Consider the following 14,006-nt stretch of genomic DNA (forward strand, 5'->3'; position numbering starts at 1 on the left):
GTCTTATTCCCGGCTGATTTATCGCTATGAATGGTTTTATTTTATGGCGGTTGTCGCTAAACATTACCTTAATGATACTCAGCTGGAACGGTTTTGATGATGTTTGTTTGTATTTCTAATGAATTTTTCATGAATCCGCAGGGAATTAACGGATTTGGCGAATAACATTAGTGGCATTTTAATTTCAGGGGGAATAAACATGAACCTGACTATTTTCGCATTGAACTTACTGTTGGCGATGGCGCTGGGCGCTATTATCGGCGCCGAACGTCAGTGGCGTCAGCGGATGGCGGGGTTGCGCACCAATGCGCTGGTCGCCACCGGCGCCGCCGCCTTTATTCTCTGCTCTCTGTCGTTTGAGCCGGTGAGCGCCGGGCGGATTGCCGCCCAGGTTGTCTCCGGCATCGGTTTTCTGGGCGCGGGCGTGATTATGCGCGACGGCATGAATGTGCGGGGGCTGAATACCGCGGCGACATTATGGTGTTCGGCGGCGATTGGTTTGTTATGCGGATTAAGTTTGTATTGGGAGGCGGTAATTGCAGTCATGATTATTCTGTGCGCCAATATATTATTGCGTGAGTTTGCTCAGCGCATGAATCAGCATCCACAACCGCCGGAAGCCGATCGGGAAACCCGGTATCGGGTCGAAGCGATTTGCGGTTCGCAGGATGAAATTATTATCCGTGCGCTGATATTACAGGCGATTAATCTGGTATCGCTGCATCTGCATTCATTACGCAGTTCGGATATGGATAAGAATTTAATGGAGGTCAGCGCGGAAATTATCGCCAGAACCTCGTCGCAGAAAGATATTGAAGCTATCGTTTGCCGCATCAGTCTGGAAAAGAATATCAGTTCGGTAAAATGGAGTATGGTGTCGGCGCTGCCGGAATAACCCGGCGGCCGTGCGACGCGTGAATCGTGAATCGTGAATTATAGGCGGTTTCTCGCTGACGGCCGCTATCAATCGGTTACATTATGTTGGGTGTACATGCCTGCCGGATGGAGTGAGGGAATGACGATTTATTGAAAGCGGAGTAACGGCATTAGCCAACGTGGTGGAACAGGACGGTCAGGGCTGGTTCAGGGGCATGTCGGCGCGTCGTTTCTGGCTGGCGCCGTTGCCAGCCAGCGATGTCGCCACGGACTAGCGATGTCGCCACGGACTATAGTCGTCTGGTGCGCCCCGGCGCGGAAAACGCCGGGGCGCGGTGATGATTACGCCAGATCGAAACGATCGAGGTTCATCACTTTGGTCCAGGCGGCGACGAAGTCGTGTACAAACTTCGCCTGTGCGTCCGTACTGCCGTAGACCTCGGCCAGCGCGCGCAGTTGCGAGTGGGAACCGAAGATCAGATCGACGCGGGTGCCGGTCCACTTCAGGTCGCCGCTAACGCGATCGCGCCCTTCAAACACGCCTTCCGTTCCTGCCGCCGCTTTCCACGTCGTGCCCATGTCCAGCAGGTTCACGAAGAAGTCATTGGTCAGCGCGCCGGGCTGAGTGGTGAATACGCCGTGCGATGCCTGGCCGACATTGGCGCCCAGTACGCGCAGACCGCCTACCAGCACCGTCATTTCCGGCGCGCTCAGCGTCAGCAACTGCGCCTTATCCACCAGCAGCGCTTCTGCCGCTACGCTGTAATGGCCTTTCAGGTAGTTGCGGAAGCCGTCGGCGATCGGTTCCAGCACCGCGAAAGACTCGACGTCGGTTTGTTGCTGCGACGCATCCATCCGCCCCGGAGTGAAAGGCACGGTGACCGCATGACCGGCGGCTTTCGCGGCTTGCTCCACCCCGACGGCGCCGGCCAGCACGATCAGGTCGGCCAGCGACACTTGCTTGTTGTCGGACTGGGCGCGGTTGAACTCGTTCTGGATGTTTTCCAGCGTGCTCAGGACCTTCGCCAACTGGTCCGGCTGGTTGACCGCCCAGTCTTTCTGGGGCGCGAGGCGAATGCGCGCGCCGTTGGCGCCGCCGCGTTTGTCGGAGCCACGGAAGGTGGACGCCGAGGCCCAGGCGGTCGACACCAACTGGGACACGCTCAGACCGGAAGCCAGCACCCCGGCTTTCAGGGTGGCGATATCCTGCTCGCTTATCAGGGTGTGATTAACCGCCGGGATCGGGTCCTGCCAGATCAGCTCTTCGGCCGGAACGTCCGGGCCGAGATAGCGGGCGCGCGGCCCCATGTCGCGGTGCGTCAGTTTGAACCAGGCGCGGGCGAACGCGTCGGCAAACTGTTCCGGGTTCTCGTAGAAACGACGGGAAATTTTTTCGTACGCCGGGTCGAAACGCAGCGACAGGTCGGTGGTCAGCATGGTAGGCACGTGGCGTTTGGACGGGTCATGCGCGTCCGGCACTTCACCGGCGCCCGCACCGCCTTTCGGTTGCCACTGATGGGCGCCGGCCGGGCTTTTGGTCAGTTCCCACTCGTAGCCGAACAGGTTCTGGAAGAAGTAGTTGCTCCATTGGGTCGGCGTTTGCGTCCAGGTCACTTCCAGGCCGCTGGAAATGGTGTCGCCGCCTTTGCCGCTGCCAAATTTGCTCTTCCAGCCCAGACCTTGTTCTTCAATGCCGGCCGCTTCCGGTTCCGGGCCGACCAGCGCGGCGTCGCCCGCGCCGTGGGTCTTGCCGAAGGTATGGCCGCCGGCGATCAGCGCCACGGTTTCTTCATCGTTCATCGCCATGCGGCTGAAGGTTTCGCGGATGTCTTTCGCGGCGGCGACCGGATCCGGGTTGCCGTTCGGGCCTTCCGGGTTGACGTAAATCAGGCCCATTTGCACCGCAGCCAGCGGGTTTTCCAGACTGCGCTCGCCGGAGTAGCGCTTGTCGCCGCCCAGCCAGGTGGTCTCCGAGCCCCAGTACACATCTTCTTCCGGTTCCCACACGTCCGGACGCCCGCCGGCAAAACCGAAGGTTTTGAATCCCATCGATTCCAGCGCCACGTTGCCGGTGAGGATCATCAGGTCGGCCCACGAAATTTTCTGGCCGTATTTTTGCTTGATTGGCCACAGCAGGCGGCGCGCTTTGTCGAGGTTGACGTTATCGGGCCAGCTGTTGAGCGGTGCGAAACGCTGCTGACCCGCACCGGCGCCGCCGCGGCCGTCGCCGGTGCGGTAGGTGCCGGCGCTGTGCCAGGCCATACGGATAAACAACGGACCGTAGTGACCGAAGTCCGCCGGCCACCAGTCCTGCGAGTCGGTCATCAGGGCATGAAGGTCTTTTTTAACCGCATCGAGGTCGAGGCTGTTAAACGCCTCGGCATAGTTGAAGCCCTTATCCAGCGGGTCGGACAGGGAAGAGTGCTGGTGCAGAATTTTCAGATTCAGTTGATTCGGCCACCAGTCCCGGTTGTCGGTGCCGCTACCGCTGGCGGTAACCGGCGTACTCTGGTGATGGAATGGGCATTTGCTTTCAGTTGTCATGCGTTCTCTACCTCATGCTCATGTGTCCCCATCGACCCGGCCGAACAAAACCGCCGGGTAGTGAGCTGTGGACAGGAAATTGCTCGTAATGCTGGCATTGGGTGCTGCGTCAGTTTCTAACGCAATAATTTGAATTTCATCGGATAATTCTCGTTCGCCAATCCGTGGTTTATACCCGTCATACTTCAAGTTGCAGGTGCGTTGGCTGCCCTCGCTCACCCCGGTCACTTACTTATGTAAGCTCCCGGGGATTCACTCGGTTGCCGCCTTTCTGCAACCCGAATTATTTTGGGTATAGAACCTATCGCAATAGGCAATGCTACTTGCCATTTGGGATCCGGACAGTGCTCGACATCCTCATGTACTGCGCGGCTTCCCGCATCCAAACCGGCTGTGCCGATTACGCCTATTGGGATAGGTTCTTCGCGTCCTTCGGTTGAAATTCACTATTCATCTTAGTCAGCGTCTGGTCAGAGATGAAATCGAATTACATGAATATTGTGATAGATAGTAGCTATTTAACCGTGAAGATTAATAAGTAAAGCAATTGTTAGTACTCGGTATGCAGGCGCGTAACATGGCAAACCGGGCCGCCGGGAACCAGGGATGTTGTGCGGGTACGGTGTTGAGGCAGCGTATGCTTTTCCGGCAGCGTTTGTTTTCATCTGTATCTTTCATTTCAATGATTAATGAATTACGTAGGGATGTTTCCTGCTTCTGTACCGTTTGCCGATGTCATTTATAGTGCGGCCACACGATCAATCGGTATTTTTACTCTGGGCTGCGTCCGCTAATGCGGCGTGACAATCGTTGGTGATGATTTCACTGCGGACACAGCCTCATTTCAGTTGGCGCGGTTTATGCTCAAAAGACATTCTACAGGTGTGGGTGTGACCTATTTTCAGGGTCGCTTTGTTTTATTGTGTGTCGGTATCAGTGTCTGCCTGGTGCTGTTGATGGCCCGCGTCGGGTATTTGCAGGTAGTGGCAAGCCTGCAACTTGAGAAAGAAGCCAATCAGCGTTCACTACGTGAATTGGTGATGCAACCGCTGCGCGGCAGCATCACCGATCGCAACGGTCATCCGCTGGCGGTCAGCGTGGCCTCCAATGACGTGGTGGCCGATCCGATTCATGTGCTGGAGAGCGACCCGACGCTGGCCGGTGCGCAGTGGAACGCGCTATCCACCGCGTTATCGCTGCCGCTCAGCGCCATTAAAGACAAGATTCAGGAGAATGCGCACCGTCACTTTCTCTATATCGGACGCCGGGTCGAAGCTGGGATAGCTGATTACGTGCGTCAATTGCATATCGGCGGCATCTCGACCCCGGCCGATGCCAGCCGCTACTACCCGATGAGCGATGCGGTATCCAACCTTATCGGCATCGTCGGGCTGGATGGGCAGGGGCTGGACGGCATTGAACGGAGTTTCAACAAGCTGCTGCTGGGCAAGCCGGGATTGCGGGTTTACCGCAAAGATCGTTACGGCAACGTGGTCAGCCTGATGGCCGACGATCCGGCGCAGCAGGCGCCGACGCTGACTCTGAGCATCGACAGTTATCTGCAGTTCGTTCTCTATTCGCACCTGCGTGACGGCGTGCAACTGAACAAGGCCGATTCCGGGGCCGCGGTGCTGATTGACGTCAACACCGGGGAGATTCTCGGTATGGCCAGCTACCCGTCCTACAACCCCAATAATTACGAAGGCGAGCCGCAGAAGAACATGCGGAATGTGGCGATGTCGGACAGCTTCGAGCCGGGGTCGACCGTCAAACCGCTGGTGGTGATGGCGGGGCTGCAACGCCATCTGATCCGGCCCGATTCGGTCATCGACACCACGCCTTATCCGGTTAACGGACACCTGATTAAAGACGTCGGGCACTGGAGCCGGCTGACCATCACCGGCATTTTGCAAAAATCCAGCGATATCGGGGTGTCGCATATCGCACTGGCGATGCCGGCAAGCGTGCTGGTCGATCTCTATCATCGCTTTGGGCTCGGTGTTGCCAGCGGATTGGGGATCGAGGGTGAAACCAGCGGCTATTTTCCGCTGCATCGTGAGCGCTGGTCCGACATTGAACGCGCGACCTTTTCATTCGGCTACGGGCTGCGCGTCACGCCGCTGCAGATTGCGCGCGAGTACGCCACGATTGGGTCATTCGGCGTCTTCCGTCCGGTTTCCATCACCAAAGTGACGCCGCCGGTGCTCGGCACCCGGGTGATCGACGAGGATGTGGCGAGGACGGTGGTACATATGATGGAGAGCGATGCTCTGCCCGGCGGCAGCGGGGTAACGGCCGCCGTTCCCGGCTATCGTCTGGCGATTAAAACCGGTACGGCCGAGAAAATGGGGTCTGATGGCAAATACGACGGCGGTTACGTCAACTACACCGCCGGGGTGGCGCCGGCCAGTCAGCCGCGGGTGGCGCTGGTGGTGATGATCAACCATCCCGACGCCGGCAAACACTTCGGCGGGTCGGTCGCCGGCCCGGTCTTCGGCCACATCATGGGCGACGTGCTGCGCCACATGGATATTGCGCCAGACGCGCTCACCCAATAAGAGCCTATTGGGATAGGCGCTAAATCATTGCCGTTAGCCGCGCCGGCAGTCGCATTTGCCGGCGTTGGCGCGTATTGGCTTTCATGATCTACCTCAATGAAGTATGAGATTTTTATAAAAGTTCATACGCGGGGCGGGTATGCCTTTCTTTCACGGTGTACTATTTCTTTCTGCGCGTAGGGCGTAATTAAATAAAGGCGGAACGCAGTCGCAGCTTTTTCTGGGTGAGATTCACTTGTCGTAATAATAGGGCTACCTGTTGTGACACTATTAACGGATGATATTACGTGTGATGGTTTACTCAATGAGGTAAAGCATTACTGGAGCAAAAGGGCGCAAGGATATAACGATGTTAATGTCTCTGAATTAACCGGCGGCAAACGCCTGTTATGGCAGAACGTTATTTTACATCACGCCCCGAAAAAGCCGGTATTAACGATACTGGACGTCGGCACCGGGCCGGGTTTTTTCGCCGTCACGCTGGCGATGGCGGGGCATCGCGTTACCGCGGTGGATGCCACGCCCGCCATGCTGGCGCAGGCTAAAAATAATGCCGATTATTATGGCGTCGACATCACATTAGCGACGGCGGATGTCCATACGCTGCCGTTTCCCGATAATCATTTCGATGTGCTGGTGACGCGCAATGTCACCTGGAATCTGAAACAACCGCTGGCCGCCTATCAGGAATGGCGGCGGGTATTGGCGCCCGGCGGTCGGTTGATTAATTTCGATGCCAATTGGTACGCGCATCTTTTTAATGCCGACGCGCGTGACGGCTATTTGCGCGATCGACAGAATGCTCGCCGTCTGAAGATTAATGACCACTATGCAAACACGGACACGGTAGCGATGGAAAATATTGCCAGAGCGCTGCCGTTGAGCCGGGAAATACGCCCGGAGTGGGATCGCCATACCCTGCTGGCGTGCGGTTTTAATCAGGTTTTCATCGATGAAAATATTGCCGAAAACCTATGGGATGACGAAGAGAAAATTAATTACGCGTCTACGCCGATGTTTATGGTTGTTGCGGAAAAATAAACGGCTATGCCCGTCATAATTCAAGATGCAGGCGCGCTGGCGTTTCTTGTTTATTTTCAGGGTGAGGGTGATGTTTAGGATACGGCCAATAACGCTGGTGGGGCTAATACTGTGTTGGTTCTCCGGCATATTCCCGGCGTGCGCCGGCGCGACTGAGAATCAACTGGCGTACGCCAGCACCAAAGATATTCGTGATATTAATCCTCATCTCTACGCCGGCGAAATGGCCGCCCAGAATATGGTGTTTGAATCGCTGGTCATCAATACCCCCGACGGGGTGAAACCCTGGCTGGCGGAAAGCTGGACGATATCTCCCGATGGCAAACACTATATTTTCAATTTACGCCGCGATGTTCGGTTTACCGATGGCGAGCCGCTGACGGCCGATGTCGTCAAACAGAACATTGACGCGGTGCTGGACAATTATCAGCGCCATGCCTGGCTTGAACTGGTGCAGCAGATCGATAAGGTCACCGTGCTGGAGCGTTACCGCGTCGACATCACGCTTAAACATCCTTATTACCCGACGCTAATCGAATTGGGGCTGACCAGACCGTTTCGTTTTGTGTCGCCCCGGGCGTTTATCGGCGGTAAAACCAAAGACGGGATAACGGGTTATGTGGGAACCGGCCCCTGGGTGCTGGCGGAACATAAACCTAATCAATACGCGCGGTTTGTCGCCAACCCCGATTACTGGGGAACCCGGCCGCGTCTTGATAGCGTCGTGTGGCGTGTGATACCCGATCGGCAGTCCATGCTGATGGCGTTGCAAAAAGAAACGGTCCAGCTCATCTTCGGCGCCGACGGCGATATGCTGGATATGGACAGCTTCGCCGCGCTGCAGACCTCGGGAAAATACCAGACGTTGATGAGCCCGCCGGTCGCCTCCCGCGCGCTGGTGCTGAATAGCGCTCGTCCCATTACCGGGGATAAAGCGGTGCGTCAGGCGTTGCAGTACGCGATCGATAAAGCGGCGATCGCCGGCGGGATTATGGGCAATAGCGAGAGCGTTGCCGATACCCTGCTGTCCCGCCGTGCGCCCTATTGTGATATCGATTTGCCGGTTTATCGGTTTAATCCGCAGCAGGCGGCAACATTGCTGGAGGCGGCCGGCTGGCATCTGGCGGCGGGAAAAACGGTGCGGGAAAAGCAGGGTAAGGCGCTGGCGCTGATGCTGTCCTATAACCGCAATAACGCGGCGGAAAGGGAAATTGCCGAGCTGATTCAGGATGACCTGAAGCGGGTCGGCGTGCAGCTGACTATTTTGGGGGAAGAAAAGCAGGCTTTTCTGGACCGTCAAAAATCGGGCGACTTTGACCTGCAATATTCGTTGTCATGGGGAACGCCTTACGACCCGGCTTCGTATATTTCGTCGTTTCGTATTCCCGCCCATGCGGATTATCAGGCGCAGAAGGGATTACGCCGCAAGCCGGACATCGATAACCTGATTGGCGAAATATTGCTGACGCCGAATGAAAAACAGCGTCAGGATCGCTATGCACAATTATTCACCTTGCTGACCGATGAAGCGGTGTATATCCCGCTGACCTATTCAAGAACCAAAGCCATCTATTCGCCCAGGCTGAAAGGGGTGGCGTTTAACTCATCACAGTATGAGATTCCCTTTGAGAACATGCATTTCTGAGCGCCAGGCGATATCCCCGCCGGGGCAATGCAGAGGAAAATGGATCTGATGCGTGCTTATTTCATCAAACGATTATTCATGACGGCGCCGCTGGCCGTGGTGATGTCGTTTCTGGCTTTTTCGCTGCTGAATCTGGCGCCTTCCGACCCGGCCGAAGTGGCCTTGCGCGTGAATGACATCGTGCCGACCGACGCGGCGGTGCAACTGATGCGTCATGAGTTAGGGCTGGATCGGCCTTTTCTCCAGCGCTATTTATTATGGCTCTGGAAAGTGCTGCACCTTGATTTCGGCACCTCGTTCATCACCCGACAGCCGGTGTGGCATGAGTTTATGCAGGCGCTGCCCGCCACGCTGTATCTGGCCGCGGTGTCGCTGTTGATGATCGTCACGCTGTCGCTGACGTTGGGCATCGCCTGCGCGGTAACCGAAAATACCCCGTTCGATAAAGGGGTCCGCAGCGTGGTTTTCCTGACGGTCGCCATCCCCAATTACTGGATTGGTTTGCTGTTGATGTGGGGACTGGCGGTCAACATGGACCTGTTTCCCATCGGCGGTATGCAGGAAGAACGATCGGTCATTTTGCCGTCATGCACGTTGATGCTGGGATACCTCGGCACCTATATCCGCCTGATCAGGGGCGGCATGATCGGTAATTTGCAGCAAAACTACGTGTTGTACGCCAGAGCGAGGGGGCTGCCTGCGCCGTTGATTATCGGTAAACATGTGCTGGTGAACTCGCTGCACGCGGCGTTGGTGGCGATAGGCATGAGCATTCCGAAACTCATTGCCGGCACGGTGGTGATCGAAAATATCTTTGCCTGGCCCGGCGTCGGCCGCTTGTGTCTTTCCGCCATCTTCAATCGTGACTATCCGATGATTCAAGCCTACATGTTGCTGATGGCGCTGCTGTTCCTGGGGTTTAATTTTTTGACCGACGTGTTGCAGGCCAAACTTGACCCGCGCATCAGGGGTGAACGCTAATCATGGCGTGGAATATCGGAAAAAAAATAACGCAGGATCGACTGGCTTTGCTGTGTTGTCTGTTGCTGCTGACGGTGTTGATTTTCGGTATCTTCGCGCCGTATATCGCTCCGCATGATCCGGCGTTGACGTCGGTCAGGCATAAGTATCAGGGCGCCAGTCTGCTCTATCCGCTCGGCACGGATAACCTGGGCCGGTGTGTGTTTTCGCGTCTGGTCTTTGGCGTGAGAACCACGGTGTTTTATAGCGTAGCGGCCATGATGTTGACCGTGCTGACCGGCGCTATCGTCGGCCTGATCGCCGGCTATTGCAAAGGCAGAATCGACGGGTTTTTGATGCGCGCTTGCGACGCCATGCTCTCTTTTCCCGGCGAAGTGATGATTTTCGCCATCGTGGGGATTATCGGGCCGGGGATGCAAAATATCCTGCTGGCGGTGGTGCTGGCGAAATGGGCCTGGTATGCGCGAATGGTCAGAGGGATGACGCTGCGGTACGGCAGTAAAAACTATGTCAATTACGCGCGTGTTATTGCCGCGCCTTCCGCCTATGTCATGCGCAGGCACTTATTGCCGGCCGCCGCCGCCGACCTGGTTATTCTGGCTTCCGCGGATATCGGCAGCGTGATATTGATGATTTCCGCGCTCTCTTTTCTGGGGCTGGGCGCTCAGCCGCCGCTACCGGAATGGGGCAATATGCTCAGCGAGGCGAAAAACGTCATGCTGACTCACCCGACACAAATGTTGCCCGCCGGCATCGCCATTGCCGTGGTGGTCGCCGCCTGTCATGTGGTCGGCGATTTTTTGCGCGACGCGCTGGATCCCACTGGTTATGTCAGCCGCGCAGAAGCAGTGAAGAGTAAGCCACGATGACGCCGCCGGTATTGCTGGAGATTAACCGGCTCTCGGTTGCCGATACGCGAAAAGGCCGAATCCTGCTCAACGATATTACCCTGACGCTGCATGAACGCTGCTGTACGGCTGTCGTGGGAGAGAGCGGGGGTGGAAAAAGCCTGTTATGCCGAAGCGTGCTCGGCTTGTTGCCGCCCTGGCTGCGCGTCAGCGGCGAAACGGTTTTCCGCGGTTGCGATTTGCAACGTCTCTCGTCCAACGCGTGGCTGACCATTCGCGGCAAACAGATCGCGCTGATCATGCAGGATGCCGTCAGCGCGTTTGATCCGCTGTATACGGTGGGCAACCATCTTGATGAAACCCTGAAACGGCATACCCCGTTAACGCGCGCGCAGCGCCGGGCCCGCGCGAAAGAGATGCTGGAAAACGTCGGGCTGCGTGATGCGGCCGAATTACTGGCTAAATATCCCCATCAGCTGTCCGGCGGGATGCTGCAACGCGTGATGATCGCCATCGCGCTGGCGTCGCAACCGGCGTTGATTATTGCGGATGAACCGACCACCTCGCTTGACGGCATTACCCAGTATCACATCGTGCAGCAGTTTATCCGCCTGCAAAAAAGCAGTCATAGCGCCATGCTGTTCGCCTCTCATGACCTGGCGCTGGTCAGGGCGCTGGCGCAGTATGTGGTGGTGATGAAAGACGGCCGGATCGTTGAGCAGGGTGAAACCGAACGGATATTCGCCCACCCCGAACAGGATTATACGCGCGGCCTGATTGATACCCGCAGACGACTCAGTCTGGCTTTCAATCAGGTGATGGGGAAATGACGCATGTTGCTTGAGGTTCGGCAGGTTGAAAAAAGCTATTGGGAAAACCGCGGACAGTTTTTCTCGAAAAGAAAACGCACGGTGATAAAAAATGTCTCGTTCTCGCTTGAGCACGGCGATTGTCTCGGCGTTATCGGCGAAAGCGGCGGCGGAAAAAGTACGCTGGCGCGCCTGATTAGCGGGCTAGAACGGCCCGACCGGGGGGCAATATTATTGGCGGGCGAGCCGGTCTTTTCCCCCGAAAACAGAAGGCGCCGCATTAGCGCCGTGTTTCAGGATTATACGTCGTCGATTAATCCGCTGATGACGGTGTATCAGGCGCTGTCCGAACCGCTGCTGCTGCAGAAAACCACCGGCCGGGCCGGGCGGGATCGCCGAATAACCGAATTATTAGCACTGGCCGGGTTAGCGCCGGAATTCAGCGGGCGTTATGTCCATGAATTGTCGGGCGGCCAGATTCAGCGCGTCTGTATTTGCCGGGCGGTGGCGACGCATCCGCAGTTGCTGGTTCTGGATGAAGCCATCAGCGCGCTGGATGTGTCCTCGCAGGTGCAGATTCTGGATCTGCTCATCGACCTGAGAAAGCGGTTTAACCTTTCCTGCCTGTTTATTACGCATGATATACAGGCGGCGGCGTACCTGTGCAATAACGTGATTTTTTTCCGCGAGGGCGAAATCGTTGAAACCTGCGCCGTTAACGATTTATCCACGGTTTCCCATCCATACTCAGCATCGCTGCTGCAAGCGGTCATGACCTTTCGCTAACGCGCGATGGCGTTATGTCGGCCGCATGACGCCTGCACGCCGGCAGCGCCACGGCTCACCTTGCCAGAGAATTACCCTGCCAGAGAATTACCCTGCCAGAAAATCACCGGACCGGGCATCGCCGCTTCGGCACGCCGCGTTGGCGTTTCGGTGGGGAGAATGTGCGTGAATAAGAATCGATATTGACATTTTACTGACTAGGCATTAATTTCACTTTCAATTAATGCCTAGTCAGGTTTTTATGTAATGAACAATACCGTCAATGACACGCTTTACCCGATTGGCTTGCTGATCCACCTGGCAAACCAGTTCAAAGATAACCTGCTGAATGACTATTTTGCCGACAGCGACATCACCGCGTCCCAATTCAAGGTGTTGATCAGTATCTATAAAGGCTTCACCAGCCCGGTGGATGTGAGCAAAAACGTGATGATGGACGGCGGCGCGCTCAGTCGCATGATTGAACGGATGGTGAAGCGGGAGCTGATTTTGCGGCAGCCTCATCCCAACGACAAACGTCAGGTGATTCTGGCGCTGACCGAAAAAGGGCAGGCGATCTGCCAGCATTTCGAGCAGGAGGGGATGCGGATTGTGCTGGCGCAAACCACTGCGCGCCTGACTCATCAGGAAGCGGAGCAGCTGATGCGGCTGCTTATCAAGATGTTGCCGGATGACGTGATAGCGCGTTATTCCCCTCACTTAACCTACCCACAATAATAAAGGCCACGACTTTCATGGATACCACCTCCACGCCATCGGCGCCGCGCAACGGCCGCCGTAAACGTCAATTCGCCATCCTGCTGCTGGTGTTGCTGCTGGCCGCGGCAGGCGGCGGGGCCTATTACCAGCTTTACCTGCGTTTTTACGAAACCACCGACAATGCTTATGTGGGCGGCAATCTGATCACGCTGACGCCGCAGGTCGGCGGTACCGTAACCCAGGTCAGCGTGGACGACGGCGACTATGTGGAAAAAGGGCAGTTGCTGGTGCAACTCAGCCCAAGCGATACCCTCATCGCGTTGCAGCAATCGGAAGCGCAGTTGGCCAGCGCCGTGCGTCAGGTGCGCGGCCTGTATAGCACCGTTGATAACTATCAGGCGCAGGTCGCGTCCAGACAGGTGGCGCTGCAACAGGCGATTGGCGACTATAACCGCCGCAAAGGGCTGGTGGCGAAGGGCGCTATTTCCGCCGAGGATTTGGCGCATTATCAGGATGCGGTCAACAGCGCCCGCAGCGCGCTGGATGCGGCCGAACAGGCGCTGCGCACCAATCAGGCGATGGTCGATAATACCGTGCTGGACGACCATCCCGACATTAAAAACGCGGTGGCGGATCTGCGCAGTAAATATCTGGACTGGGCGCGCAGCGCCATCGTCGCGCCGGTCAGCGGCTATGTCGCCAAACGCGCGGTTCAGGTCGGGATGCGCGTCAGTTCCGGCGCGACCCTGATGACGATCGTGCCGCTCGATCAGGTATGGGTGGACGCCAATTTCAAGGAAAGCCAGATGCTGCAAATGCGGCTGGGGCAGCCGGTGACCCTGACGGCGGATATCTATGGCGACAAAACGGTATACCACGGCACCATTCAGAGCCTGGGGATCGGCACCGGCAGTGCGTTCTCGCTGCTGCCGGCGCAGAACGCCAGCGGCAACTGGATTAAGATCGTGCAGCGTCTGCCGGTGCGCATCGCGCTGGACCCGGAAGGATTGAAACAGCGCCCGCTGCGTATCGGCCTGTCGATGCTGGCTAGCGTGGATCTGCACAACACCCAGGGCGAACTGCTGCCGGCCGCGTCGAACAGTGCGCCGCGCTATCGTACCGATGTGTACGACGATCCGCTCCTGCAGGCCGATAAACTGGTGGCGAAAATTCTTCGCGACAACAGTCAGCCGTTGACGAGCTCGCGTGGCTAAGGCGG

Annotated in this window: 11 protein-coding genes; 10 read left to right on the forward strand and 1 reads right to left on the reverse strand. The window is 56.8% G+C overall.

Features of this window, described 5'->3' with window-relative positions; translation table 11 throughout:
• Positions 1–199 precede the first annotated feature (199 nt).
• Complete coding sequence (locus CVE23_RS07865) at positions 200–895, forward strand: MgtC family protein (RefSeq protein ID WP_100849243.1); 696 nt, start codon at positions 200–202, stop codon at positions 893–895.
• A 323-nt stretch (positions 896–1,218) separates the two neighbouring features.
• Here CVE23_RS07865 and katG read toward each other — a convergent pair whose 3' ends face one another.
• Entirely contained in the window at positions 1,219–3,420 is a 2,202-nt protein-coding gene (gene katG, locus CVE23_RS07870) for a catalase/peroxidase HPI (protein ID WP_049854986.1), read from the reverse strand.
• Between the two features lie 860 nt (positions 3,421–4,280).
• Between katG and ftsI the strand changes: the two genes are divergently transcribed.
• The 9 genes from ftsI to CVE23_RS07915 all read left to right on the forward strand — a co-directional run bounded on the left by ftsI (position 4,281) and on the right by CVE23_RS07915 (position 14,001).
• The gene (ftsI, locus tag CVE23_RS07875) at positions 4,281–5,978 is read left to right on the forward strand and encodes a peptidoglycan glycosyltransferase FtsI (RefSeq protein WP_100850427.1); all 1,698 of its coding nucleotides are present in this window, start codon (positions 4,281–4,283) and stop codon (positions 5,976–5,978) included.
• 261 nt (positions 5,979–6,239) lie between these two features.
• Positions 6,240–7,019, forward strand: coding sequence for a class I SAM-dependent methyltransferase (locus tag CVE23_RS07880; RefSeq protein ID WP_225622653.1), 780 nt, complete (start codon positions 6,240–6,242; stop codon positions 7,017–7,019).
• 70 nt (positions 7,020–7,089) lie between these two features.
• Positions 7,090–8,664, forward strand: a complete 1,575-nt coding sequence (gene nikA / locus CVE23_RS07885; RefSeq protein WP_188726091.1) for a nickel ABC transporter substrate-binding protein — start codon at positions 7,090–7,092, stop codon at positions 8,662–8,664.
• Positions 8,665–8,712: 48 nt separating this feature from the next.
• Positions 8,713–9,645: a nickel/cobalt ABC transporter permease gene (gene opp1B / locus CVE23_RS07890; RefSeq protein ID WP_100850429.1), complete on the forward strand. Its 933-nt coding sequence runs from the start codon at positions 8,713–8,715 to the stop codon at positions 9,643–9,645.
• A 2-nt stretch (positions 9,646–9,647) separates the two neighbouring features.
• Positions 9,648–10,514, forward strand: a complete 867-nt coding sequence (opp1C, locus tag CVE23_RS07895) for a nickel/cobalt ABC transporter permease (protein ID WP_100849245.1) — start codon at positions 9,648–9,650, stop codon at positions 10,512–10,514.
• Entirely contained in the window at positions 10,511–11,323 is an 813-nt protein-coding gene (locus CVE23_RS07900; protein WP_100849246.1) for an ABC transporter ATP-binding protein, read from the forward strand. Before opp1C ends, CVE23_RS07900 begins: the two co-directional genes overlap by 4 nt.
• 3 nt (positions 11,324–11,326) lie before the next feature.
• Positions 11,327–12,088 (forward strand): ABC transporter ATP-binding protein, encoded by a 762-nt coding sequence (locus CVE23_RS07905; RefSeq protein ID WP_100849247.1) that lies wholly within the window; start codon positions 11,327–11,329, stop codon positions 12,086–12,088.
• Between the two features lie 246 nt (positions 12,089–12,334).
• Complete coding sequence (locus CVE23_RS07910; protein ID WP_049854982.1) at positions 12,335–12,805, forward strand: MarR family transcriptional regulator; 471 nt, start codon at positions 12,335–12,337, stop codon at positions 12,803–12,805.
• 17 nt (positions 12,806–12,822) lie between these two features.
• Positions 12,823–14,001: an HlyD/EmrA/EmrK family protein gene (locus tag CVE23_RS07915; protein ID WP_100849248.1), complete on the forward strand. Its 1,179-nt coding sequence runs from the start codon at positions 12,823–12,825 to the stop codon at positions 13,999–14,001.
• The last annotated feature ends 5 nt before the right edge of the window (positions 14,002–14,006 follow it).

Origin of the sequence: Dickeya fangzhongdai, from assembly GCF_002812485.1 — a bacterium.
Classification (GTDB): Bacteria; Pseudomonadota; Gammaproteobacteria; order Enterobacterales; family Enterobacteriaceae; genus Dickeya; species Dickeya fangzhongdai.